General features: G+C 54.2%; 24 protein-coding genes. 10 read left to right on the top strand and 14 right to left on the bottom strand.

Going from position 1 to position 25,003, the window contains the following annotated elements; translation table 11 throughout:
* Positions 1-21: 21 nt before the first annotated feature.
* Complete coding sequence (locus QEH53_RS10870) at positions 22-924, top strand: alpha/beta fold hydrolase (RefSeq protein WP_309023215.1); 903 nt, start codon at positions 22-24, stop codon at positions 922-924.
* Here the strand turns inward: QEH53_RS10870 and QEH53_RS10865 are convergent.
* The 3 genes from QEH53_RS10865 to QEH53_RS10855 form a co-directional block, all read right to left on the bottom strand.
* A complete protein-coding gene (locus QEH53_RS10865) occupies positions 921-1,655 on the bottom strand; it encodes an SOS response-associated peptidase (protein ID WP_309023214.1) in 735 nt (244 codons plus the stop codon). The two genes, QEH53_RS10870 and QEH53_RS10865, sit on opposite strands and share 4 nt — an antisense overlap.
* A gap of 86 nt (positions 1,656-1,741) precedes the next feature.
* Positions 1,742-3,196 (bottom strand): Si-specific NAD(P)(+) transhydrogenase, encoded by a 1,455-nt coding sequence (sthA, locus tag QEH53_RS10860; RefSeq protein WP_309023213.1) that lies wholly within the window; start codon positions 3,194-3,196, stop codon positions 1,742-1,744.
* Complete coding sequence (locus tag QEH53_RS10855; protein ID WP_309023212.1) at positions 3,193-4,053, bottom strand: HDOD domain-containing protein; 861 nt, start codon at positions 4,051-4,053, stop codon at positions 3,193-3,195. Before QEH53_RS10855 ends, sthA begins: the two co-directional genes overlap by 4 nt.
* Positions 4,054-4,358: 305 nt before the next feature.
* Between QEH53_RS10855 and QEH53_RS10850 the strand changes: the two genes are divergently transcribed.
* A complete protein-coding gene (locus tag QEH53_RS10850; RefSeq protein WP_309023211.1) occupies positions 4,359-4,883 on the top strand; it encodes a chemotaxis protein CheX in 525 nt (174 codons plus the stop codon).
* A 115-nt stretch (positions 4,884-4,998) separates the two neighbouring features.
* A complete protein-coding gene (locus QEH53_RS10845) occupies positions 4,999-5,991 on the top strand; it encodes a hypothetical protein (RefSeq protein ID WP_309023210.1) in 993 nt (330 codons plus the stop codon).
* 1 nt (position 5,992) lies between these two features.
* Here the strand turns inward: QEH53_RS10845 and QEH53_RS10840 are convergent, their stop codons facing one another.
* The gene (locus QEH53_RS10840; protein WP_309023209.1) at positions 5,993-6,964 is read right to left on the bottom strand and encodes a chemotaxis protein; all 972 of its coding nucleotides are present in this window, start codon (positions 6,962-6,964) and stop codon (positions 5,993-5,995) included.
* Positions 6,965-7,189: 225 nt separating this feature from the next.
* Between QEH53_RS10840 and rapA the strand changes: the two genes are divergently transcribed.
* The 4 genes from rapA to QEH53_RS10820 are packed head-to-tail and all read left to right on the top strand — an operon-like array spanning position 7,190 to position 12,337.
* Positions 7,190-10,051: an RNA polymerase-associated protein RapA gene (gene rapA / locus QEH53_RS10835; RefSeq protein ID WP_309023208.1), complete on the top strand. Its 2,862-nt coding sequence runs from the start codon at positions 7,190-7,192 to the stop codon at positions 10,049-10,051.
* A 57-nt stretch (positions 10,052-10,108) separates the two neighbouring features.
* Positions 10,109-10,690, top strand: a complete 582-nt coding sequence (locus QEH53_RS10830; protein ID WP_309023207.1) for a hypothetical protein — start codon at positions 10,109-10,111, stop codon at positions 10,688-10,690.
* A gap of 57 nt (positions 10,691-10,747) precedes the next feature.
* Positions 10,748-11,068, top strand: a complete 321-nt coding sequence (locus QEH53_RS10825) for a hypothetical protein (protein WP_309023206.1) — start codon at positions 10,748-10,750, stop codon at positions 11,066-11,068.
* Between the two features lie 48 nt (positions 11,069-11,116).
* Positions 11,117-12,337 carry a hypothetical protein gene (locus QEH53_RS10820; RefSeq protein ID WP_309023205.1) on the top strand — a complete coding sequence of 407 codons (1,221 nt, stop codon included), beginning with the start codon at positions 11,117-11,119 and terminating at the stop codon, positions 12,335-12,337.
* Positions 12,338-12,453: 116 nt separating this feature from the next.
* Here the strand turns inward: QEH53_RS10820 and QEH53_RS10815 are convergent, their stop codons facing one another.
* On the bottom strand, positions 12,454-13,155 hold the full coding sequence (locus tag QEH53_RS10815; protein ID WP_309023204.1) for a putative metalloprotease CJM1_0395 family protein: 702 nt from the start codon (positions 13,153-13,155) through the stop codon (positions 12,454-12,456).
* 193 nt (positions 13,156-13,348) lie between these two features.
* Positions 13,349-13,561: a hypothetical protein gene (locus tag QEH53_RS10810; RefSeq protein WP_309023203.1), complete on the bottom strand. Its 213-nt coding sequence runs from the start codon at positions 13,559-13,561 to the stop codon at positions 13,349-13,351.
* A 93-nt stretch (positions 13,562-13,654) separates the two neighbouring features.
* Here QEH53_RS10810 and QEH53_RS10805 point away from each other — a divergent pair, with 93 nt between their 5' ends.
* Positions 13,655-14,554 (top strand): LysR family transcriptional regulator, encoded by a 900-nt coding sequence (locus tag QEH53_RS10805; RefSeq protein WP_309023202.1) that lies wholly within the window; start codon positions 13,655-13,657, stop codon positions 14,552-14,554.
* Between the two features lie 88 nt (positions 14,555-14,642).
* On the opposite strand, the gene QEH53_RS10800 is transcribed toward QEH53_RS10805, so the two are convergent.
* The 7 genes from QEH53_RS10800 to QEH53_RS10770 all read right to left on the bottom strand — a co-directional run bounded on the left by QEH53_RS10800 (position 14,643) and on the right by QEH53_RS10770 (position 22,280).
* Positions 14,643-15,803, bottom strand: a complete 1,161-nt coding sequence (locus tag QEH53_RS10800) for a Gfo/Idh/MocA family oxidoreductase (RefSeq protein WP_309023201.1) — start codon at positions 15,801-15,803, stop codon at positions 14,643-14,645.
* A 32-nt stretch (positions 15,804-15,835) separates the two neighbouring features.
* A complete protein-coding gene (locus QEH53_RS10795; protein WP_309023200.1) occupies positions 15,836-16,915 on the bottom strand; it encodes a Gfo/Idh/MocA family oxidoreductase in 1,080 nt (359 codons plus the stop codon).
* Between the two features lie 92 nt (positions 16,916-17,007).
* A complete protein-coding gene (locus QEH53_RS10790; RefSeq protein ID WP_309023199.1) occupies positions 17,008-18,051 on the bottom strand; it encodes a sugar phosphate isomerase/epimerase in 1,044 nt (347 codons plus the stop codon).
* A 174-nt stretch (positions 18,052-18,225) separates the two neighbouring features.
* The gene (locus tag QEH53_RS10785; RefSeq protein ID WP_309023198.1) at positions 18,226-19,560 is read right to left on the bottom strand and encodes a DUF1343 domain-containing protein; all 1,335 of its coding nucleotides are present in this window, start codon (positions 19,558-19,560) and stop codon (positions 18,226-18,228) included.
* A gap of 2 nt (positions 19,561-19,562) precedes the next feature.
* Entirely contained in the window at positions 19,563-20,129 is a 567-nt protein-coding gene (locus tag QEH53_RS10780; RefSeq protein ID WP_309023197.1) for a DUF2062 domain-containing protein, read from the bottom strand.
* A gap of 183 nt (positions 20,130-20,312) precedes the next feature.
* Entirely contained in the window at positions 20,313-21,479 is a 1,167-nt protein-coding gene (locus QEH53_RS10775) for a glycerate kinase (protein WP_309023196.1), read from the bottom strand.
* Positions 21,480-21,530: 51 nt separating this feature from the next.
* Positions 21,531-22,280: a BON domain-containing protein gene (locus QEH53_RS10770; RefSeq protein ID WP_309023195.1), complete on the bottom strand. Its 750-nt coding sequence runs from the start codon at positions 22,278-22,280 to the stop codon at positions 21,531-21,533.
* A 197-nt stretch (positions 22,281-22,477) separates the two neighbouring features.
* Here QEH53_RS10770 and QEH53_RS10765 point away from each other — a divergent pair, with 197 nt between their 5' ends.
* Positions 22,478-23,431 (top strand): RNA methyltransferase, encoded by a 954-nt coding sequence (locus QEH53_RS10765; protein WP_309023194.1) that lies wholly within the window; start codon positions 22,478-22,480, stop codon positions 23,429-23,431.
* 16 nt (positions 23,432-23,447) lie between these two features.
* Complete coding sequence (locus QEH53_RS10760) at positions 23,448-24,194, top strand: methyltransferase domain-containing protein (protein WP_309023193.1); 747 nt, start codon at positions 23,448-23,450, stop codon at positions 24,192-24,194.
* An 18-nt stretch (positions 24,195-24,212) separates the two neighbouring features.
* On the opposite strand, the gene QEH53_RS10755 is transcribed toward QEH53_RS10760, so the two are convergent.
* Complete coding sequence (locus QEH53_RS10755; RefSeq protein ID WP_309023192.1) at positions 24,213-24,965, bottom strand: hypothetical protein; 753 nt, start codon at positions 24,963-24,965, stop codon at positions 24,213-24,215.
* Positions 24,966-25,003: the final 38 nt, after the last annotated feature.

Raw genomic sequence — 25,003 nt, 5'->3', positions numbered from 1 at the left:
GGTGCGCATATTGAGACTATAGTGCCGAACCTGAGTCGCCGACGGTTTCCGGTTCGTTATCGTCGAGATCGGGTGGAGCTGGGGGATGGGGACTTCGTCGATCTCGATACGATGAACTCCGAGGGTAGCGAAAGTTCTGATACATGCGTTCTGGCGTTGCATGGCCTAGAAGGGTCTTCGGAAGCACCTTACGTGAAGAGCTTGGCGAAGGCTTTATCTGGAAGTGATTGGGATCTGGTGGCGATGAACATGCGTGGTTGTAGCGAAGAGCTGAATCGAACTTTGCGCTTTTACCATAGCGGAGAAACGGGTGATCTAGGGGAAGTGCTTAGCGTTCTCGAACATAGGTACCGCCGCCTGTTTCTTTTCGGGTTCAGTCTCGGCGGAAATGTCGTGCTTAAATACATGGGTGAGAATCCGTCTGCGATCAATCCGATCGTGAAAGGAGCTGTAGCGGTTTCGGCTCCGATAGACCTTGAGGGTTCAGCTTTGAAAATCGGGGAGAAAGAGAATCGGTTCTATATGCGTCGATTCATACGCTTGTTAAGCGAAAAGGTGGAAGCGAAGGCGAAGGTGTATCCAGAAGAATTGGACGCGATAGGTGTGCGTGACTTGCAAAGCTTCCTAGCCTTTGACGGTAGGTATACGGCGCCGCTGAACGGCTATCTGAGCGCGGAAGACTACTGGCGGAAGTGCAGCGCCTTGAATTGGCTGCAGGATATTCGTGTACCGTCCTTATTGATCAACGCGCGTAATGATCCGTTTTTATCCGAGGCGTGTTTTCCTGAAAGTGTTGTGCTTGAAAACTCTGCTCTGTATTCAGTTTACCCTAACAGGGGAGGCCACTTAGGTTTCCCATCTCGAAGGGAAGTAGATCGAGCTTGGCACGAGGCAGTGGCCTTGCGCTTTTTGGAAGAGCTCTAGAGCTCTAGGTCGAGCTGCGGGATCGGCTTGGATTCGGGCGGTGTGAGGCACTTTGGTCCTTCGCTCCGGTTGTTGTTTACGATAGGATTGGCGGGCTGGCAGCTCATCAGTTCGGATTCTATCGGAGACAGGAGTTCGTGTCGCTCATTTGGACCGAGGTTAGCCATGCTTGGCTCTAGCCATTGCTCCAAACGATCGCCCGCGAGGATTACGGGCATTCGCTCATGATACTTTGCCATGAGAGAGTTGGCGTTTGTCGTTAAGATGGTGTAGCTGTCGAACCTTTGCTGGTGGTCTCCGACCCACGTTTCCCAGATACCGGCCATGAGAAAGACGGAGTCGTCGGCCATGGAGAAGAAGTAAGGTTGGTTAACTCCTTTGGACTTTTTCCATTCGTAGAAGCCGTCAGCGGGGATCAGGCAACGGCGCCGCTGGAAGGCAGCTCGAAACGACGGCTTATCAGCGACCGTTTCGGACCGGGCGTTGATCATCGGAGCCTGGGTTTGAGGTGTTTTTGACCAGCTTGGTATCAGTCCCCAACGCAAGTAGGCAGCTTGCAAGCGATCTGGTTTTTCAAATGACTTGCGCAGAACGAGATTGTTCTGTGTCGGGGCGATGTTGAAGCGTGGGCCTATGTTGCTTACCGATTCTGGAGCGGTCTCGAGCAGGTAGTTGCCCAGCTTTTCGGCAACATTGCTCAATCCCTTCCTCAAAGTGTATCGCCCGCACATATTTGGCCTCTACAATGCGCCTATCGCCAGTCACTTACAATCCGTAAGTGGTCAAAATGTAAAAAAATCTGACGCTTTCGTGGCTCTTAATTAAGCTCAGCTTCGTCGATTAATTTTTGGATACGAGGCACATGCCTTTTGTTTTGGCGTTTGGCACGTTTAGTGGCGATATCGATAGCGGCGATCCGGTAGGCTTCTCCGAGAGTGGGGAAGTTTAGGATGTTCTCCAAAAAGATATCGATGTCGTTGCCGTTGAGGATGGCCATCTCGCCGACGTGCACGAGATCGGTGGCGCCCTCAGCGACGATGTGAACTCCGAGTAGTTTCTTGCCTTGTGGGTCAGCGATCATTTTTAGCATACCGTCTTGTATGCCGGCGATCTGTCCGCGGGCTACCTCTTCGAAGCCAGCTCGGCCGATTATGATGTTATCGCCGTATTTTTCCCGGGCCTGTTCCTCGGAGAGTCCGACGGAAGAGAGTTCAGGCACTGAGTAGATACCGATGGGGACAAGCTCAATGGCGTGGTGCGGTGCTTTGCCGAGTATATGGCGGACGGCTCGGCGACCTTGCTCCATAGAGACGGAGGCGAGGGAAGGGGGACCGATGACGTCTCCGACAGCGTAAATGCTGGGCACGGAGGTCTGGTAGTTCTCGTTTACGGAGATGACGTTGTTGCGGCCTAGGACCATATTTACAGTCTCGAGGTTGAGGGGTTCGACGTTGGCGAGTCGTCCTTGGGCGACCAGCATCTTGTCACTTGTCAGTTCTTCTCCGTTGTCGAGTTCGGCGTGGACTTGGAGTCCATTCCATTCGACGCTCTTTACTTTGACGTTGCCGATGTAAGTGCCGCCGTTTCGGGTGAAGTTGTCTAGAAACTTGGTAGTTAGCTCTGGCTCCATGAACATGAGGGGCCGCGGCGTGCGGTCTACCATCGTTACCTTGACCCCTAGTAGTGAGAATATGGATGCGTATTCTGAAGCGATTACGCCGGCCCCGACCACTGTCAAAGAACGGGGAAGGTATATCATGCTGAGGATAGAATCGCTGTCCAGGATGTGCTCGTGGTCCACAGGTATCTCTAGTGGAGTGCGGGGACGGGAGCCGGCCGCGATGACGGTGTGCTTTGTTCCCAGCACGGTTTTCTTCCCTTTAACTGAGGTTACGAGCACGGTGTTCGCGTCGATGAAACTGGCCCGTCCGAGAAAGACTTTGCCACCGGAGGCTCCGATGTGGCTGGAAATGAAGGAGGTGTAGGACTGGAGGACCGTGTCGAGACGCTTCATCAAGGTGGAGACTTCCATGTCATCCTTGAGCTTGAAGTCGAAGACGTCCGCGTTTCGCTTGAGGGTTGTGATTGTGAGGGCGGCTTCGCGGAGGGTCTTGCTGGGGATGGTGCCTAGGTGCACGCAAGTTCCACCGACCGCGCGTTCGCGTTCGACGATTGCGACTTTGAGACCTGCCTTGGCGGCCTGGTCGGCGGCTTTTTGTCCGCCCGGTCCGGAGCCGATTACGATGAGATCGAAAGTTTCGTCAGGTGTCATAGCTCCATGGCGGATACTACCGCTTTCACGTCGTCTTTCTTAGTGAGGAGTTCCTGAAAGTCATCTTGGTAGAAATTGAGATATTCGACGACGGGATCCCGTCCGAGCTCGATGATGTTCGTTCCGACCGGGTTTACGATCCAGTTTGCGAATCGTTGGGAGAGGTAGGTGGCTGCACACTCGTCTTTAAAGGTGGGTGCGGTGGTGTACTTCTGGTAGTAGACGGTCGTTATCTGGAGTTGCTTGGGTAGCTTCCAGTCGATGGCAACTTTGGTGGCGACCTTTGGGCTCAGGGCGGCGACGATTTGCTTTAGCTCCTGGTCCTCCAAGGTGACGCCCATGCGTTCCTGTTCTTGAGCTATTAACTGCAGGCATATGGGGCGGCCCACGGAGTGGAGGAGGCCGCAAAGGAATTGGCCTTCGACATTGCGTCGTCGTTTGCGGGCAATTTCCCGACCGTAGGCTCCTGCGGCGAGGGCGTGGCGAAGGAGGCTTTTGATTTGTTTCTCGAAGCCGGGCGCCTTGAAGATGTCGCTCTGGATCGATACAGCGATGGCGATCTCGCCGAGCAGTTTCATTCCAAGCCGCGTGACGGCTTGCTGGAGGGAAACGATGGGCTCGCCGCTGGCGTAACCAGCTGAGTTGGCAATGCGCAAAGTTTGGGAGGCTATAGACTGGTCTCCGTGAATGAGCTTGGAGAGCTCCGCCATGTCGGCGTTTGCGTCATTGGTGAGGGCTAGAATCTTGCTAGCGACAGCTGGCATGACAGGGAGCTCTAGTTTCCCCGTCTTGATTCCCTGCACGATGGCGTGTGCCACCGTTTGTGCGGGAGAGGTTGTGTCTTGCTGGTCAGGCATTTGAGGAGCTGTAGCTTATGATTGTTAGGGGGAGACTCAGAAAACGGGAGTCTCGTAATACACCTTTCTTTCTATTCGGCACAACCTATAGCCTTATTAAGTAAAATCCTCCTTATCCCTCGAAGAAGAGCGCTGTGGAGCGCTAGGGTGATCGTTTCTCAAGAAGAGGTGTTTCTGATCGGCTTGAGTGTTATTACGCAGCAAGTTCGGTGAAAGTGTTCAGAACCGCATGCGTTGGCCGATTAGAGCTTATCCACTGATTGTCAGAAGCCAAAGTGTATAGCGCCCCACAAATGAATCAAAGCATGCCCACTGAAAACATACCAACTGAGCGTTTGGACAATCTAGCGAGGGAGGCGGTAGTCACCGTCTTCGATTCAATGGTCGGAGAGGACGTGACGTGGAAGGATGCCAGCTGCCTCATCGAGAACCCTGCGGGCGACATGCTCAATAAGCTACCCATCGCCGATGGCCTTTATGCGATTGTCGTAAGTTGGGTAGGAGATGCCTCGGGAAAGGTCATGCTAGTATTGCCGAAAGCGGCAGCCGAGCGATTCGCGCTTAAACTCTTTGATTTGCCCAGTCTTGATTGGTTGGAGGGCGAGGACAGCGAGTCTGCCTTGCAGGACACGCTTGGCGAGCTGGGGAACATGATGGTTGGGCTCGTCAAAGGCGGGCTCACTAAATGGTACCCGAATTTGGCTCTGACGACCCCCAAGGTGCTGAAGAATAGGCGCATGAAGGTGGACACCGCTGCGATGAGCTTTCGCCGCCAATACATTTTCGAGGGATTCGGCAGCGAATTGATGATCGATTTTTGCTGCGAGTAGCGAGGACTTCGGTATCTTCGAGTTCGAACGACGGATTTGCATAGGGCCACTCGGGACCTAGAGTCGAAATCGGATTTGACGATGGGCGAAAATCGGCACACCTATTGCCTGACCGATGCGGATTTTTACAAATGAAGTGGCGACGGAGAACGCTTTGAAAAGAGCGGACGACCATGTGAAGGCCTTTGCGTGGCAGGACCCGCTCGCCTTCGGACGTCTTGTTGCTGGCAACGACCTCGAAACCTTCGCCAATTCCCGCTCCTTCGCCTACGCTGCGGCTTCCTGGGACGAGGACAATGTGGTCGAGGAAGATTTCAAGCTACGAAATATGGAGCTGAGCTCTGCCTTCGAATCGGGCGAAGATGTCTGTCTGCTTTTCGGCGGGAGCCTGACCGACCAACTGCAGCTGGCCCAGATTCTTGGATGGCTGAGCGAGCGCCCAATCCCGGAACAGGCAAAGGCCAAGCTCATGCAAGTCGATGGATCTCTTTCAGTTTTTGGCGACGGCGCCTTACTTGAAATAGCCAAGGTAGCGGAGTCGATTCCTGCTGGAACGCACGCGATCTACGCCATAGCCTGGGACGCAGTATCGGGATCGGATCCGTTTGCCGTTGAAGCTGCTTTGGAGCGTGCGTCGTTCGAAGGGCTGGCTTCGCTCGCCGCGGGGTTAGCACGTTGGCTTCAAGAGTTGCCGAGCCAAGAAAATGGGCTCTCGATTTCGCAACTGCAGACTCTTGACGCAGTACGATTGGGCGTGACCTCGCCAAGGGATCTATACGCTGCGGTACAAGCAACGGAAGAGACGCCGTTTCGCATCGACTGGGAGTTTTGGGCAGTGATCGATGGGCTTTGCTCGGGCAGCGATCCGCTGCTGCGAACTGTCTCCGGAAGCCCTTTCCTTTGCCCGCCGCGCGATCTCGCTTTTGAAGCCTTCGATGCACAGCTGCTCGAGTTGACGCCGCGTGGCATAGCATTGCTATCTGGCAGCGGCAATTACCTTGGTGGTTCGTTCCCCGAGCGTTGGCTGGGTGGTTTCAAGATCGATGCCGAGTCTAGTGTATTCTGGGACTACGCCGCCCGAAAGATCGTGGGTACGGTAGATGTTTGAGCTAGAAATTCGCCCCGACTGGAGCCTCTAGGCACAGCGAGTCGATCAGACTCACTATTTCGCTCACGTCGGGCTTCGCCAATTGAGCGTCTGCTCCTACGGATATGCATTTCAGGGCCATCTCCTTGTTGATGAGAGAGGAGTACACGACAACCTTTGGTGGGAGATTCGAACAGGCTTCCGTTTTGACGCGGCGACAGAGGGTGAGCCCGTCCATCTTTGGCATCTCGATATCGGTCAAAACGAGATCGTAGGGTCCTTCGCCATCGAAGTCCTTCTCTCTAATGCGTTTTAACAGGAAGTTGTAGGCGTCCTCCCCATTCTCGAAAGCGTCAACTTGTACGTAGCCGGAACGGTTTAAAATGTCCTGTGTGATGCCGCGCACCATCTTCGAGTCTTCTGCGTAAAGTATGCGTACCGTTTCGCGCTCTGGGCGTGCTTCGGTGGATTCCAATACTCCAACGTTGCCGTGGGATGCAGGTAAAAGGGAGAGCATAAGGCGCTCGAGATCGAGTATGACGATAATATTGTCCTCGAAAGTGACTGTACCAGTCGAATAGCCACCGGCTCCCTCGCTCGTGACCTTATCGTTGAGCGGTTCGAAATTCTCCCAGGAAGTACGGTGGATCTTGGAGATGCCGTCGATCAGGAAAGCGGTGGTTTGCTTGTTGAAAGTGGTAACGAGGACAAGTTGACGCTCGGGGTGGATAGCCTCTGGATCGAAGGGGATGCCGAGCGACATCTTCAGATCCATCAGCATGATGGGTTTGTCCTGGATGTGGATCATCCCGATCGTGCCGCAAGGTGCCTGAGCGACTCCAGTTATGTCTACGCTAGAGCGGGCGAGTACTCGTTGAACCTTTGAGACGTTGATTCCGTAGCTAATCGAACCGAGGTAGAATTCGATGAACTCGACCTCGTTGGTGCCAGACTCGAGTAGGATCGAGTCACGTGAGCTGTTGAATGTTGCCATTGAAAGAGCGTTGAAAGGGGACTTGGGGAGAGGATGGGTAAAAAGCGAGAGACCGCCGTAGGCTCAATCGGCTCAAATGCGCGGTTTTTAAGTCGTAAACCTGAAAAATCTAGGGTCATGCCCCTGATATCTGTGCGTAATTCTCATCAGGCCTCAGAGAAGAATTCGCAACTTGTGGGATTTCGCATAGATTTTTCGGATGTTTCACGCAAGCTACCCCGCCGAATGAACAAGTACGTAGTAGGTCAGCGATTTGTAAGCGAACCAGAGCCGGAGCTCGGATTGGGAATTGTGGAGGAAGTTGATGGATTTCGCGTTTCTCTGGGGTTTCCTGCATCGGGTGAAAGCCGGATTTATGCGGCCGGAGCTTCGGTTCTGAAGCGGGTCCTTTTTCGTGAGGGAGAGCGCGTCAATTCGAAGTCGGGCATTGCATTCACGGTTGAGGAAATCGAGGACGCGGAAGGCCTCGTGACTTACAGAGGCGACGGGCAGGCCATCTGCGAAAACGAACTTGTCGCTGCCGGCAGCTTTAACCATCCCCAAGATCGTTTGATGGCCGGACAGGTCGACGACAACGACGTCTTCGATCTTCGCCAACGAGCTCTGCAACTGCAAAACCAGCTACGCAGCTCCGAGTTGCGAGGATTCTTTGGCGGGCGTTTGGATCTGATCCCGCATCAGTACTATATATTGAAGGAAGTCTCGTCTCGTCAGCTCCCGCGGGTGCTGCTCTCCGACGAGGTGGGACTGGGCAAAACGATCGAAGCGTGTTTAATCCTGCAGCGCCTTCGGGCGGTCGGCCGTGCCGAGCGGGCGCTTATCTTGGTGCCTGAGGCTCTCGTCCACCAGTGGTTCGTGGAATTACTACGCCGTTTCGGGCTATGGTTTGGCATATTCGACGAGGCTCGCTGTCGCGCGTTGGAAGCAAGCAATGGTGGCGAGAATCCATTCCTAGACGAGCAGCTTGTACTCTGCAGCGTCGACTACCTAGCTCATAGCGAAGTGCGCAGCGCACAAGCGATTGACGCGGGTTGGGATATCGTAATCGTGGACGAGGCCCACCACCTCGAGTGGTCTCCAGAGGAATCGAGTTCCGAGTATGAGCTCGTGGATGCTCTGGGCAAAAAAAGTCCCGGACTGTTGCTACTCACAGCAACTCCTACTCAACTCGGCTTAGCGGGTCATTTTGCTCGCTTGCGCTTGTTGGACCCTGACCGGTATTCGGATTTGGATACGTTCCAAGAAGAAGTCGCTGACTTTGGACGGGTGGCTGAAATAGCTGGAAAAATCATTGACCAAGAAGCCTTGGAGAAAGCGGACGAACTTGCTTTGCATGAGATTTTTCACCGAGATCTAAGGGGCCTGAAAAAACGTCTCCAAGATTTGGCGACAGGTAAGAAAGGAGCACGGGAATCTTTATTGAAAGCTCTGCTCGATGAGCACGGCACCGGACGCGTGGTGTTTCGGAACACGCGCTCGAACATGAAAGGCTTTCCCAAGCGTATGTACTGTCCCGCTCCACTAAAAAGTGGGGGAGACAAGGTACTGCTTGCCAAACTTGTGCGTGAGCTCGAGGCGGAATCAACGAATGGCGAGTCGGATATTCGCTACAACTTCAAAGGCGACCCGCGGTTGGCTTGGCTCGTTTCCTTTTTGAAGGCCCGCAAAGGTGCCAAGACGTTGCTGATTTGTAAGTCGCGACAGAAGGCTATCGCGCTCGACGAAGCCTTGAAAGAGTTGCTCAACATCAACGTAGGCCTCTTTCACGAAGAACTGCAGCTGGTTCAACGCGACCGCAATGCCGCTTGGTTCGCGGAAGAGGATGGGGCTCAATTGCTGATTTGCTCGGAAATAGGAAGCGAAGGGCGCAACTTCCAGTTCGCCCATCATTTGGTACTTTTTGACCTACCCATCAATCCTGGCCTCTTGGAGCAACGCATCGGTCGCCTAGACCGTATTGGACAAACAAGCACAATTCAAATCCACGTTCCCTACGTGGTTGGCTCGCCCCAAGAGTGTATCGCGGAATGGTGTCATCAAGGGATCGACGGTTTCGAGACCTGCGTGCACGGCGGCTCAGAATATTTGGCAAAGTTTGGACAGTCGCTCGTGTCATTGGCTATTGAATACGGATCTAGCAAGAAAGCGAATCGCGACAAACTGGAGGCCTTCATAGAAGAGACACAATCTTTCCGCGAGGAGATTTCGGCTCGGCTTGCTAAGGGACGTGACCGTTTGTTGGAGTTAAACTCCTTCGATGCAAACGTGGCGGACGATGTGGTCCGAAAGGTTCGGGCTGCGGAACACGACACGAGGTTGAAGGCGTTCCTCTACGATCTATTGGACTTTTATGGTGTTAGGGTAGACGAGCAAGAGGATGGAGATGTGATCTTCGATCCGTCGCATGCGTACGTGGAGTCATTTCCTTCGCTCCCTCCAGAGGGAGCTTTGGCTACCTTTGAACGTCAGCGAGCGATCACGCGCGAGGACATGATGTTCGTCACGCCTGACCATTCATTGGTTAGCGACTCGATCGACTTGCTGGTGAATTCTGAAAAGGGTGTATCTGCTTTTTCCTTACATGAAAGCGATGAACCGGGGCTGAGTGTCGAGGTGGTTTTTGTAGTCGAGACCGTTGCCTTGTCCCATTTGCATGTGGACCGGTTTTTGTCGCCGACGCCCGTACGCGTAGTTGTCGATATTCGCGGAAGCGATCTCTCGGATGAACGTCCGTTGGACTGGGCGGAAGAGAATTTGGAACCGGGTGATATCAACCGTTTTCTCGAGCGTCCAGGATTCAACCGACAGTTTCTCGAAGCCATGATCGGAGGGGCGGAAGAGATCGCGAACAAGCGAGCCAAAAGCCTGAAAGCTTCCGCCAAGGCGAAGGCCAAGAAGGTGCTCGAGTTCGAAATCGAACGGCTACAAGACCTGCAGAAAATTAACGATAACGTGAGCGAAGAAGAAATCGCGATCGCTAAAGCGGAGCTCGCTGGCGTGAGGGAAGCGATCGACGAAGCTCGGCTGCGGTTGGATTCGCTCCGCCTCGTCGTTGAAGGAGAGGTCGACGGGCTCCAGCCAAGCTGATGAGTTGCCACATTGAACCTGCCGCGCTAGCATTTTTCCTATTCTAATCGATAGACGATGAAACGAATTGTGATGATGGGTGATGAGGTTTGCGCCGACTATTGTCCGGTGCTTGCCGCTCTGCTAAAAGAGGAAGCTGAGCTTTGGCTTGCACCCAAGTTCGCTGGGACTTCAGTGGACCACTTGGTAGGGGCGAGGGAGTGGGTGTTGCCTCGTCAGCCGCAGGTCGCGGTCTTCGCGTCCGGTGCATTGGATACGCGTAAAATCTGTTTCGGCGAAAACGAACGTTTAGTGCCCTTAACCGCCTTCGCCCGAAACGTGAGATGCACCCTGAAGATCGTGCTCGAGCAGAGCACTTCGACCCCCGTTTGGGTGACCATGCCTCCTGTAGACGTACGTCGCGTGAAGAGAGAAGAAGAGTTCGGCTACGACAATGAGACAATTTCTCTGTACAATGAAGAGGGCAAGGCCGTCGCTCGCATGCTCGGCGTGCCAGTGGTCGATCTCTATGGAATCGTGAAAGCGGCCTCGCGAGCGGATTCCTGCCGCCCGGACGGCGTTCATTTCGACGAGTGCGGGAGCGATTTTATCGCCAATGCAATGGCCAAGCACCTGCGCGGAATTTGCGCGAAAACATAGGGTTTTCATCGTAGTTAGGCTGCTCTTAGTGGACATAACCTAAGAAAACTTAGTAAATTGAGCGCTATACTCTATTGTTTTGCTGAGCGGATGCGCTACAACAGTAGGGAGATGTCTTTTGATAGCGCCATCCCTGTGAACCGCATTGCCTATGCCCAGAACGATAGTTTCGGCCAGGAATCGCGTGGGCAGAGCGCTTTCGAGTCTAGAGAAAACAACTCACGAAGCCGCCAATCGGTTAACATCTCGCAAGATACTCTCTTGAAGGTGGCTAGGGCTAAATTGGGGCGGATGGTGGATCATCGCCGCGGTTACAATCAGCAGGGTGCAATAGCCGGCGAAGTTGCGGTTGGTACCCTCTTGTCTACCAAGGCTTAGCAAGCAGATTCGCATTGGCAAACGCAGTCCGAGTAGGCAGCTTTTGCGATGATGGAATTTATCAATAGTCTCCTCTACGCTACCGGACTTTCTGGATTCTTCGCCTCCCGCGCCTTTCTCCCCGCTTTCGCCGCAGCCTTCGCCATGAAATACGGGCATCTAGTGCCTTGGCTAGGGAACATCGAGTTTGTTCAGAAGATGGCGGATGCGCCGACCTGGTTCACTCACCCGGTGGTGGTTTGGGGACTCGGAGCACTAGCTTTAGCAGAGATGTTAGCAGAACGATCTCCGGAAATTCGCGAGCTTTTAGACGAGGGTTTGGTGTACGCGAAGACGGGGCTTTCCGCTGCGACGAGCTATGGCCTGCTGAGCGCAGCGGATGCGGCGGTCGTGGGAGACCTGGTTTCGCAGGCGGGCTTCCTCGATTCCATCCCGGCTGCTATTTCGGGGGGCCTGACCTTTTTCCTGACCCTGACGAGGAATGGCGTGGTAGGAATTCTGAGCGAAGCGGACGAAGACGACTCGCTGGGGATGCGAAAGTTTATCAGTTGGTGTGAGGATGTATGGGCGACCTTCGGGGTTTGGGTTTTGCTGGCGATCCCGGCCGCGGTGCTGCTACTCAATGGCGTTGTATTTGGTATACTCTTCGTGATCCGCAAACGTCACGAGGGTAAAATGGAGGCGTCACGTGTCGAATGTCCTAAATGCCAGACGCGAATTAACTGTTTTGCGACGGCTTGCCTGAATTGCGATACGCCCAACGAAAATCCAGTGGCCCTTGGCTTTTTGGGCGGAATGTTGGAAGAAAAGCAAAGCGACCTCACGGCTCAGAAGGTGCGTCTGATCGAGATCAAGCGTTCCCCGAAGTCGGGAGAGAAGGTCAAAGGACGTGGGGCCGACATCATTTGTAAGGAAGATGGCGTCGCGATCTTTGGGGATCGGGAGGTCAACGAGCAGTATTTCAAGACGGTGGATGATCGATTGCCTAAGGTGTTGATCGTATCGGCCGCTCTCGGTTTCGTGCCGATTCTAGGACTGATCGCTGGTGTTATTTATTACCGGCTCCAGCTAGTCGCCCCGTACCGCCGCTACTTGCCCTGGAGCAAAGGCTTTTTGACCAAGTGGCTTGTTCGACTCGTACTGCTCATTCTCGCGGCGTTGCAGATTGTGGGCTTTGGTATCTTCGCGGTGCCGGCCATGGCTTTGATCAACCACTGGATGTATCGGGGCGCTTTCCGCTCGGGACTGAAGAAAAAGGACCTGATCTAGGAGCAGTGCTCTTGTCGAAGGTAGAACGGCTCGTTTATCGACCATTTTGATTTCGTATTGTGGCTTGGCGTTGGTGGAGAAGCCGCGCTGCCGAGTCAGAGGAAATTAGACTACTCCTATTGTTTGCCGTAGAGCAGTCCGGCTAGCGCTAGGTACGGATTTGGGCGAGGGTCGGCGTTTTCGTCATCGTTCTTGCCTTCGTTGCTATCGCTGGGCGATGCGGCGAAAACTTGGCGGGAGGACGTTATTTCTCCCTTTGCTTCAGCGTCGGGCTGAACGCCTGTTTTCTGGCTATCCTTCTCGTTCTTGCCTGCCAGTTTGCTGGAAGCTTCCGTTTCCATACTAGAGGCAGCCGCGGCTACTTTTAAGTCTTGTCCGGAGGGATCGGCTGGAGCCAGAGCGGCAGCTCGGATCTGTTGGGCCTTCTGGGCGGTCTCTTCTGGCGTGCGACCAGGAGAAGTGTCGATTTTTACATCACCGCCAATTGCATACTGACGTCCATCGGGACCGGTTTGGAAAACGTAGTTGGGGCCGCCGAGAGCCAAACTTCCCGCTGCGGCCATGTGAGCTTGTTCGTGGGCCCGAACTTCAGAGTCGCGTTGCTTGAGCTTTTCGACCTGCTCCTTTTCAGCTGCTGTGAGTTTCTGGGGGGTTGAGAACTTCTCCTCTTTCTGCTTCTTCTCCTTTTCGCTTTCGAGGGTGTCCTGGGGGGCAACCGCCGTTTCATCGCTTCCGAGCGAGGCAGAGCCACGGTCACCCCGAGGGTTACCTTGCACGCCGTAGTAGGCGAAATTTACGCTGCTGATGGTTCCGATCATCTCAGAATTTTCCCAAGGCACGTGGCCTTGAGTGAGTAATCGTCCCTGCCGATGAGAATTTTAGCCGAAAGCTTAGCAATCGGCGATGATTGCTTGGACCCAGAATTGCAAAGCCCCCAGCGGTTAGGCTGAGGGCTCTGGTTGTATTCGGGATTTTGGTCCCTATTTTTTATTTAATTCGAGACAGGCTATCTTAAGCGTGCGAGCGTTTCTTCATCTGGCGTGGTTTCAAACGGGAGCCAGTCCCCCGGCGCAGCTCGAGCGCTCCTAGAAATCCGAGTGCTACGATGACCGCAGTACTCGCTGTTAGCATTTCCGAACCGCTGTAGAGGTTCAGAATTCCCAGACCGGCTGCGAAGGCGATCAGGGAAGCTACGATTATGTGTCTGGTGTAGTGTGTGTTCATTGTTGGAAGCTGGTGTTGCCAGCGTGTACACTATATCGGATTTCATTTATAAGTTGAAATACTAATAAATTATGCAATCCATAGTTTGCGACTATGGAATTACATCAGCTCAGGTACTTTTTGGCGGTAGCGGACGAAGGAAACTTCACCCGCGCAGCGGAGAAATGCTTTGTTTCTCAGCCCTCGTTGAGCGCCCAGATCATCAAGCTCGAAGGGGAACTTGGGCAAAAGCTCTTCAATCGATTGGGGCGTCGGGCCGAGCTAACGCGAGCGGGCGAGTTCTTGGAGAAGCGGGCTCGCAACATCTTGATGGAAGTCGAGAACGCCGAACGTCAGATCAAGGAGAATGAGGAGGACATAACTGGTATCGTCAAAGTGGGTGTCACCCCGTCCGTGACACCATACTTTATTCCCCCTCTGATCCGGATGTGCCGTGAGCGGTATCCGAATTTGGAGATTCATGTGCAGGAGAGTTTACGTCGTCGATTGATCGACGATGTTTCGGGAGGTTTGATCGAAGTGGCGATTTCTTCGTATACGGGCGACACGCCGACCATCGATGCAGAGCCGATTTTGCGGGAGGATCTGGTGCTAGCTGTTTCGAAGCATCATCGTTTGGCGACGCAGGAGTCTAAGGTTTCGATAGACGATTTCAAAGACGAGCCTTTAGTTATGCTCGGTGAGTCGGCGACTTTGGGAGACAAGGTTTTCGATTTCTTCGATCGTATGAACATCGAACCGAAAGTGGTGGGGCTTTGCTCGCAGGTTCGCTCCGTTAAAGAGATGGTGAATCTCGGTATGGGTGTCGCGATCTTGCCTGCGATGGCCAAGGAGGAGCACCTGCCGTTTGATATAGTGTACCGCTCGCTGGTCTCAGAACGGATGACGCGTTTGCTTTTTGCGCTGACGCACTCGCGCCGGTACTTGTCACCCGGTGCACGTGTATTTGTGGATTTGATACGCGAGGTAGCGTATTCGATTGACGCAAAGTAGAGCCACTGCGGACGCTGGCTAAAGCTCCTCGACTCACGAAAAAAGGACGCCTGCGAGAGGCGTCCTTTGAGGGAAGGTAATGGTCTCTTTAGACTTGAATGAACTTAGTCCACTTAGCTTTAGCCTTGGAGGACTTTACGACGCTCTCGATGAAGGCCATGCCTTCAAGGCCGTCGTCAACGTTCGGGAAGTCCAAGTCCTTTGGCATCTTTTTGCCTTCGACCTCGGCAGAGATCGCTTTTGCGGCTGCGAGGTAGACGTTGGCGAAGGCTTCTATGAAGGCTTCGGGATGGCCGAAGGGCGTGCGCGTGTTTTCTTGAGCAGCTTTGCTTAGGTAGTCGTTTCCGCGACGGTAGACTTGGCGTGGCTTATCGGCGTACTTGACGATGAGTTCGTTGGGATGCTCTTGGTGCCACTCGAGCGAAGCCTTCTCGCCGTAGATGCGGATGTTGAGGTTGTTCTCGTCACCGCCGGATATCTGGGAAGCGTAGAGTATGCCCTTGGCTCCACCTTTGTAGCGGAGGAGGACATTGCCGTCGTCGTCGAGTTCGCGGCCCGGGATGAAAGCAGTGAGCTCAGCGCAGAGCTCTTCGATCTCGAGACCGGTGATATAGCGGCCGAGATTTTCGGCGTGCGTACCGATATCTCCAATACAGTTGGAAATACCAGCGACTGCTGGGTCGGCTCGCCAAGAATCGATCGCTCCGCTGGCTTTAGCTGTGATGTCGCCAACCGCATAACCTTGAGGATACTCTGTAACGACTTTAAGGATACGTCCGAGTTTTCCTTTTTGGACCATGTCTCGGGCTTCCTTAACCATCGGATAGCCGGTGTAGTTATGGGTGAGGGCGAAGACCTTACCGGATTTTTCGACGATCTTCTTGAGCTGCTTGCCTTCCTTGAGGGTGAAGGTCATGGGCTTGTCGCAGATGACGTTGAATCCGTGTTCGAGGAAACACTTGGCGACCGCGAAGTGCATGTTGTTGCGGACGACGATGCTTACGAAGTCGATACGCTCTTCGGCAGGCAGGGCGGCTTCTGACTTCGCCATTTCCTCGTAGGAGGGGTAGACCCGGCTGGGGTCTAGGTGGAAGTCTTGGCCGGATAATTTGGATTTCTTGGCGTCAGAGGAAAAGGCTCCGGCGACGAGTTCAATCTTTCCGTCGAGGTTGGCGGCCATGCGATGTACGGCGCCGATGAAAGCGCCGCGGCCACCGCCGACCATTCCCATTCTAAGTTTACGTTTCATTGTTTATTGTCTCCGGGTTTTAGGTTTTGGGATTAGCAAGCGACTGGCTTGCCTGACTTGGCCGATTCGTAGAGGGCGTCGATGACCTTCATGAGGGAAAGGGCTTGGTCCGGGGTGTTGAGCGGCTTTTCTTCGCCCACAATAGTGTAGATGAAGTTGGCTGCCGAACGCGAGCGACCCATGTCCTCGCAGGCTTCGGTGACGATGCTGCGATTAACGGAGTTGCCACCTTCTTGGGTGTAAAGTTCGCAACTATCGATTGAGGTTTCGTCGAGTCCGTCGGTACCGAAGAGGCGCTCGATCTTTCCGCCAGCATCGGTGCCTTGGAAAACGACGGAAACTTCTTCGCGCTTCACGAGCTCTGCCCATGAGACCTGGAGGTTGAGCGTTTGGCCTGACTTGAAGGTAACGAATCCGTGGGCTGCCGCTTCGACATTCGTGGGGCCGCCCGAGTCTGGTATGCCCCATGGCCCCTTGAAGTTCTTATCGTCGATGAAGTCGGAGAAGGTTTGGCCGAGCACGTAGGCGGGTTCCGGGTAATCCATCAAATACATGGCGAGATCGACCATGTGCAGCAGGTCGATAAGGGGGCCGCCTCCTGCTAGGTCCTTGTTGGTAAACCAGCCACCGAAACCAGGGATACCGGTTCGGCGTATCCATTTTGCTTGGGCAGAATTGATGCGGCCAATTGTGCCATCCTCCGCGTAAGCTTTCATGGCGAAAGACTCCGGGCGGGCGCGGTTGTTGAAATTGAACATCAGCGTCTTGCCGGCCTTTTCTGCGGCGTCTTTCATCTGCTGCACGCCTGCAGCGTCGATAGCGGGCGGCTTTTCGCAGAAAACGTGCTTGCCGGCCTCGAGCGCTTGGATGGCGAGCGGGGCATGGAATTTGTTCGGAACGATGATCGTGACCGCATCTAGTTCGGGCAATTCCTCGAACATGGTTTCGATGCTGCCGTAAGCTTTTTCGACTCCGTACAATTTGGCTGCTGCTCGAGCGGCGGTTTCGTTGAGGTCGGCGATCGCGACGATTTCTGCTCCAGCTTGTTTGAAACCGGCGATATGGTACTGGGCCATGCCACCTGCTCCGATGACTCCTACTTTAATAGACATTCTGTTTTTTTGGTTCCGGGGTTATGCTCCGGGGTTCGAGTGATTGGGGGGGACTGAAAGAGCCCGCCATTCAGGCGGGCTCTCTTTTCAAATTATTGTTTCTCTTTGTCGAAGGCAGCGTCGAAGGCGACGTTGCTGGGCGGAAAGTCGACGGATCGAACGAAATCGGATGCTTCCGATCCGCCGTGGACTCGGTCCATGCGTATATCTTCCCACTCGACAGATAGTGGGCCTTGGTAGGCGATGTCGTTGAGGGCTACGATGATTTCTTCGAAATTGATGTCGCCGTGGCCGAGCGAGCGGAAGTCCCAGTAGCGTTTGGGGTCGCCGAATTCGGTGTGTCCACCGAAGACACCTACTGAGCCGTCACCGTGGCCCCACCAAACGTCCTTCATGTGGACGTGGTAGATGCGGTCCGAGAATTCGCGGATGAAGCGCACGTAGTCGACGCCTTGGTATCCGAGGTGGGATGGGTCGTAGTTAAAGCCGAAGCGCTTGTGTCCTTTGACAGCTTTGATAGCACGTCGGGCCGACGCGGTGTCGAAAGCGATCTCAGTTGGATGAACTTCTAGGCCGAAGTTTACGTTTACCTTGTCGAATGCATCAAGGATTGGGATCCAGCGTTTCGCGAAGTCAGCGTACCCTTTGTCGAGGAATGCTTGGTTCGTGGGGGGAAAGGCGTAAAGGGCGTGCCAGATGGAAGAGCCGGTGAATCCGTTGACGCAGACTGGGAATTCGTCGGTTTTGCCGCGGCCGGGTTTGCAGTCGAAGAATTTGCGGGCTGCCTTGGCGGTACGAATCATTTCCTTGGCTGCACGCTTACGCACACCCTCGGACTTTCCGTCGCCCCAGATCTCGGGAGACAGGATGGCTTGGTGGCGCTCGTCTATGTTGTCGCAAACAGCTTGGCCGACCAGGTGGTTAGAGATGGAGTAGCAAGTGAGTTCGTGGTCGGCGAGCAAGGTCCACAGGTCTTGGCAGTACTTTTTGCTTTTGACAGCTTGTTCGACGTCGAAGTGGTCGCCCCAGCATGCGAGCTCGAGGCCGTCGTAGCCCATTGACTTTGCAAGCGGAGCGAGTTCCGCGATTGGGAGGTCGGCCCATTGGCCGGTGAAAAGTGTGACGGGTCTTGGCATCTCTATATTTGGTTTTTGGGTGAGTGGTTTCGGGTTCTAAATATGGAGTAATAAAAATCTGGAAGTGAAGGGATCAATGCGAAAGGGTGCGGAAGCTTTACCATAGGCGGGTCTCTCTTTAGCCTGCTCGGCGAGCTTATCCGAAAATCGGATACGTGTCACCTAGCAGATCGACTAGTCGTAGAGCCAGTAGCGCCGGCTTTCTATTTGGAATTGCTTGGCCTGCCGTTGCCATAGAGTAATGTATCCATTGACGTTGACCTGGGCTCCTTTAGCGACGAGCTGGTTCCACCAGCTGGTGGATCCGGTATGCTTATTGAAAAGGTTGCCTTGCGATTCAGTGGCTTTTGCGAATGGGTTGGTGCCTTCGAGTTTGGCGGTGATTTGCATCATGTAGAAACTAAGTTCGGTGGGACGCCACTTTTGCCAGTCTGTTACGCGAACATAGAGGCCTGTGCCTTGATCTGTTTTTTTCTTGGAGAAGGCGATGCCTGGGATGTTGCAGGCATTGAGTTCGGCGAGCAGTTTGTCGGTATCGACCCCGTCGTAGCGCAGGTAGCGAAATGGGAATTCGGATCCGATACCGTGCTTGAAGCCGCCGAGCTGGGCACCGAGGCCAGTCATGGGATAGCCTACAACCGCTTCGAAGTCTGGGATGTAGGGTGAAGTTGGTACCCACTTGAGTCGCGTTTGCGGCCAGCTCATGTAGCGGTTCCAATTTTCCATGGTAATCACTTTGAGCAAACCGCCGCGTCTTTGGGTGTCGCTGATGTTGAGTATTCCAGGTTTGGATACAGCCATACGTGCGAGTTCACCGATGGTGAGGCCGTGAACGTAGGGGACCTGAAAAGCGCCGACGTAGCTTTGCCACTGAGCCTCAAGTGGCGGACCGTCGACTTTGAGGCCACCGAGAGGATTGGGGCGGTCGAGGATGATGACCTCTTTGTCGTTTTCGAAACAGGCTTCTAGCGCAAGTTTCATGCAGCTGACGAAAGTGTAGCTACGGGTGCCGACGTCTTGCAGGTCGATGACGAGAGTGTCGATGTTGGCGAGCATCTCTGGAGTCGGCTTGCGGTACTTTCCATAGAGCGAGTAAACGGGGAGGCCGGTGCGGGAATCGACTTTGTCAAGCACGGGGACGTCTGCCTTTTCGTTTCCGTAGATTCCGTGTTCAGGCCCGAAAAGAGTGGTAAGATTGACCGCGCGGGCAGTGTGAAGGATATTGATGGTGCTGATCCCATTCTGGTTCACTCCGGCGGGGTGGGTGAGCAGTCCGACTCGTTTGCCTCTCAGTTCGGCGAAGTTATTGGCTTCTAGGATGTCGATTCCGAGCTGCGTTTTGCCGGCAGTATTGGAATGTTGGATATACTGAGCCGTGACTGCACAATGCAGGAAAAAGAAGGCCAGCAAGGCAATTAGGGCGTGGGGAAAAGGGGCGGTCCCCGTTTTTTTAGTTGGTTCGCTCCGCATGAAGGTGGCGAAATTGTAGCGCCGGCGCGGTTTGGGCAAACCTAACTTTTAAGCATCCGCTTGACGTTCACGCTCTTATTAAGGTGGCGGAACACGAAGAAGCGAAATACCAAGTCCAGAATGAATCCGAAAAGGATGCCGACCACGAGTCCTCCTATAATCATTTCGTACGCCCCTTTTGAAATGCCAGAGTGTAGCGAGGGCAGGCCCCAGAGGTCGACCAGCCAGGCTCCAAACATTTTTGTCAGCAAATAGATCGGCGCGAAAGTGATGGGATTCGTAACCAGTTGAACCGACATGATGACGAGCAAGTTTGCTCTAACAGCGAGCGCGAGGAGGAAGGCTACTGCGAACTGGGCCCCGAAAATGGGCAGGAAGGCGATAATGCTTCCCACGTAAACCGCCATACGCACCTCTCTCTCTCCGAACCTCCAAAGATGCGGTGTCTTGCGGGCCGCCTTGGCGAACCACTTGATGATTGGCCATCGATGGAGATTGGCCCGCCGCGGAAGCGGGCGAAGGAACCTCTTTGTACGACGAATCCGAGAGTGTACACGAGAGCGGTGCTCTTCATCGTGATGGGTCTCGGTTTCGACTGTGTTCATCATGTGGGGTTGAGGTTGTGGGTCAGGGGCGAAGTTCGATCAAGGAAATCCTCGAATGTTTCCCGGAATTTGACGCAGTGCTCTCAGGCCAGGATTTCACGTCCGTTTCTACTAGACTCGACGTTTGGCGGAGGAGCTTGATTGGGGCTCTCCGCTTTTGCGTAATATTCACGCTTCGGCGACTTTTTATGAGGAAAACTCAGCCGTGATAGTGGCTCGGATGTTCTTTTCGGTTTCGGCTAGCGCTTGGGGTAATGGCAAATCGGCGGGTGAAATAGCTCGGGCCTTCGAAGCCAATTTGCCGTCTGGTAAGTCTCCTAGACTACCAGCAAGGACTAAGAGTTCCTTGCCTTGCGACATACAGAGCGTGGCGAGGGAGCCAGGACCTTTGCCTTGAAGCGACGAGGCATCGAAACGACCTTCTCCTGTTATCACCATGTCCGCAGCGGCGAGTTTCGAGTGTAGGTCCGACCAATCGAAAACCAGCTCTGCCCCTTGCACCAAACTTCCTCCGAGTCCGATCATCAGACCAAAGGCGGCTCCGCCAGCAGCTCCGCTGCCTGCAACCTCCAAGCTCGACGGAGGCGAATTGGTAGTGTCGCGAAGCAGGGTTGCCAGGCGTTCCATTTTTGCGTCCAAGCTATCGAAGTCTTCTGGCTTCAATCCTTTTTGAGGGCCGAATATTGCGGTCGCTCCGTTGGGCCCTAGGAGTGGATTTTCAACGTCGCATGCGATTCGGAGCGGCAGCTCAAACATTGCATCCGGAGCTTGGATACGCTCGATTTTATCCCACATTTCTGGCGTGGCCACTGCCTCGATGAGGCAGTTTTCGGGGCCAAGAAGCGTGTAGCCGAGGGCTTGCAAGGCGCCAAGCGCGAGGTCGTTGGTAGCAGAACCTCCCAGTCCGACGAGTATGGCGTCCGCTCCTTCCGCTTGGGCATGAGCGATCGTTTGTCCGAGACCGCGACTCGTGGTAGTCCAAGGAGATCGCCGCTCGCTCGGTACCAGAGCGATGCCGCTAGATTGGGCGAATTCGACGATGGCGAGCTTTTGTGAATCAGTGGGTAGATCGAGTCGAGTGGCTGCGGGACCGGAAATTTTGGCTACATCGACTAAGCCGTAGCTTGCGATGGTAGCTTGACCTAGGGGCCCATCGACCTCGCACTTTACGAAAGTTCCGTCGCAGAGCCGGGTCAGGGTATCGCAAAATCCGTCACCCCCATCGGCAAGAGGAGAAGTGGCGATGCTCCAGCTCGGTTGGATTTCAGCTAATGCTTCAGCTGCGGCGTGGCAGGCTTGATGAGCGGTAAGGGCGTCTTTGAACTTATCGAAAGCGATGAGGGCATTTTTCATGGAAGAGGGAAGTTCTTTGATTCGAGCACGCTCCGTTCCAACGCCCGCTTTTTACTCTACGATGCTTAAACTCTCTTCCACTCCATCCACGCCTTTTGTGAAAACAGCGATTTCGATGACTCGCTGTTTTGTCTTCTCAGAGTCGACAGTTCCAGAGAGCGTGACGATGTTGTCCTTCACGGAAATCTCGATGGCGGCAGAATCGATGTCTTCTTCCAATTTGTATTGGGCGCGGATGCCGGCAGCGATGGTCATATCGATGCCTTCCCCGATCATGGGTTTCGCGTTTTCGGCCACTTCCTTGGCTTTTTCGGCGACCGCATCGACGATCTCGTCCGCCTTTTGGGTTCCTTCCTCGATCAGCTTCTCAGAGCGAGGCTCCACTTCGGTTTCGATGTCAGCCTCGGGCTCGGATGCCTCTTCTGCCTCTGCCTCGGTATCAGGTATTGGACTCTCCGGAGGTTGGGGATGAATTTCGCTGGGCTCCGGCGGCGCGTTTGCTGCCTCTTCGGCGGGAGACATTTCTTCTGGGGTGGGTTTGGGAAGAGGGATCGGCTCAGAGATCGGCTCGGCGTTTTTTTCGGAATCCTCTAGGCTACCGCCGCCGACTTCGAAGTGGGCGGTCTCGTCGGAGCTATCTACTTCAGGCCTGCTTGGTTCGGTCTCTTCGATTGCGTCCTTTTCAAATAGTTGAGCTTTCGCCTCCTTCAGGTTTTCGTAGGCTTTGGGATCTGCGAAATAGTTGGTGATGATCGAGCCAACAAATATTCCGAGTATAAGAGCGAGGAAGAAAGTTTTCATTTAAATGGCGCGTGCTGGGTGACGCTTGTGTGATAGAATCGGAGACTGGGGACGCTTATTCAACCCCTACCTTAATGAGTTCAAATATTTGTGGGATGGTTCCCCGAGGCGTCGATCGGATTGAGGCTGTTAATGAGTACGAGCTGCTCCGCGTTTCGCCTTGCTAAGAGGGCGCGAACACGTGTGTTTTTAGGCCGTTGAAAAAGGAGCATTCAGATTCACCATGGGGACGCAAAGGGCCGAGCGAAAGCCAAGGTTCGCGGGAGCGTCGAGACTTCAAGAAAAGCCGTCGTCCAGAAGGTCGAGACGGAGGGCGTCCCAGCGATCGATCCAAGCGCGAGGGTCGCCCGCCAGCCAAGCGCGAACCGGTCGAACCGGAGGTCATTCGAACTGCTCAAGGTGAACAGTGGCTCGAAGCTGTGTGTGGCGTCCATGCGGTGGGTAGCCTCTTCCATTGCAAGCCGTTCATCGTGGAACGACTCTACTTCGATGCGGAACTGGCCCCGATGTTTGGCGAGATCTGCAAATTTCTGGCCAAAGAGAAGAAGCCGTACAATCAAGTCGAGTTCGACGAGCTCTGCCGGCAAGCGGGCACTTCGCAACACGGTGGTGTCGTCGCTATTGTTCGTCGCCGACAACCTGAGATGGCGACTACCAAGGCAGCGGAGTTTTGGGCAAAGGAAGGGATGCCTCTTTTGATCATCGATGGTGTGAGCGATCCTGAAATCCTCGGGCGCCTAGCTCGCACCTCAGCCTATTTCGGAGTGGAAAAGTTCTTGATCGCTGCCTCACGCAAGCAAGCTCGCCCTAACGAAGTTGCTTACCGGGCAGCTCGCGGCGGATTGGATATGGTGGATCTCCGACTCGTCGAGAACGTCCCGAGCTTTCTCAAGGGAGCACGCAAGACGCATTTCGTGATTGGCGTCGACCTGGAAGGGGTGCCTTTGCCGGAGCACATGGCGATCTGTCCGGAGGAAGATATCGACAAGCCGATCGCCGTCGTGATCGGAAACGAGGAGACGGGGCTGCATGATTCTACAAAGCAGGAATGCTCGGCGTTGGTGGGTATTCCAGGCAGCGGTGCCATCGACCGACTCGATGTGGCGACAGAGGCGGCTTTGCTGCTGCAGAAGTATCTCGTAGAAGCGTAGTAATTTTTTAAATACAGTGGGAGGTCGAGGCGAGGAGAGTGGAGTTGGCGACTCATTGTTAGAGGTCGATCGCTTTGCCTCGAGCTTGGATGCGGAGGCAGCCCGTTATTGGTCCTTGCACCGGACGCGTTTTGAGTGGCTCGCGAATTTTGCATGTCGCTGTGCGCCAGAGAATGGTGACTATCGGTTGCTCGATGTCGGCAACTCCTTCCAGACGGTGCTACTAAAAGCTGTCCTTCCGTATTCACAAGTGGATACAATTGGGTTTTTCGATCATCGGTTTGCGGTAGGAGAGTGTTCTCGCCACATCGAGATGGACCTGAACGATGCCTATGATGTAAGTAGGTGGCCCAAGCTTGAAGGAGACGGTTACGATTTGATTGTCTTCGCGGAGGTGGTTGAGCATCTTTACACCTCTCCAGAGCAAATCCTGAATTGCCTTAAATCGTTGCTACGACCAAACGGGCGGGTCTTGCTGCAGACCCCGAATGCTGCGGCTTTGAAGAAGAGGTTGAGGCTCTTGTCAGGAGAAAATCCTTACGAGCTGATTCGTTTGGATCGAACGAATCCTGGCCACTTTCGCGAGCTCACTGTGGCGGATTTACGCCGCTATGCTGATCGGTGCGGATTGCAGGTGGAGAGCGTCTGGATGGATAGCAACTTGATCGACGGCAAGCGATTCGATCGTGTGTGCGACCATATCTCTCGTTGGCTTCCGGGGCCCTTGCGTGGCGGAATTAGCATGAGCCTGCGGCTGGTCTGATGCTAGCCTCGCGATCGTTTAGTTTCTAGAAACGAGCTTTTGTTTTTTCAGGTTTTTGCCGAGGAATCGGCTCGCGCTCTTGCTGAGATCGAGCAGCTGTGGCTGAGTTTCCTCGTCCCTCAAATTATTATAGGAAGCTCGCACGGCCCAAAGTTGTTCTGGCGGAGCTTCCTTTCTATCTTGGTCCAACATCCAAGCGGACACCTCGAGTGCGATGGGATAGATGGTGGCTTCAATCGTCTCCTCCTCTGAGGGGATTATTTTAGTTTCGCGGTCTTTCTGGTCCGCGAGGTTGATGATTTCCCCGTTGGGGCCAAGGAGTGATTCCGCGTTGTTTTGATCGCGGTTTTGTCTGGGATTGGCGAGTTTGTTGTAGCGACCCCCTTGCATCATGGCGGCGTAGTTCGCAGTTGAGGGGGAGTTCGAATAATCGAGTCGAGGGCGGTTTTGATATTCGATATCGGTGGCGTAGGGTTCGAATTCGTTGAACGCAACTCGAATGAACACGGCAGCTTCGGACTCTTGGGTCACAATGGAATAACCGAGCTTTTTGATCGAGCTCTCTAGTTTCGGAATGGCTCCGGATTCTTTCAGAACACTCAAGGTCTCACCCTCAGGGTAGAGGAGGAATGCGGGTGCGTCTTCCACGTAGCCGTCGGCTGCAATGGCTTCGATTACAATCTTGGTCTGGAACTTTTTCGAAACTTGAGCTGCGGCATGGCCGGCAGAGAGCGTCGCGATGGCGGCGAGTAGGACGAGCTTTGTTTTCATGGGATACCTCTCGAGTCTTTTCTACAGAGAACGTACCA

The sequence above is a fragment of the Pelagicoccus sp. SDUM812002 genome, assembly GCF_031127835.1.
Taxonomy (GTDB): Bacteria; Verrucomicrobiota; Verrucomicrobiia; order Opitutales; family Opitutaceae; genus Pelagicoccus.
The sequence above is the reverse complement of the archived record's forward strand: the minus strand, read 5'-3'. Positions and strand labels throughout refer to the sequence as shown.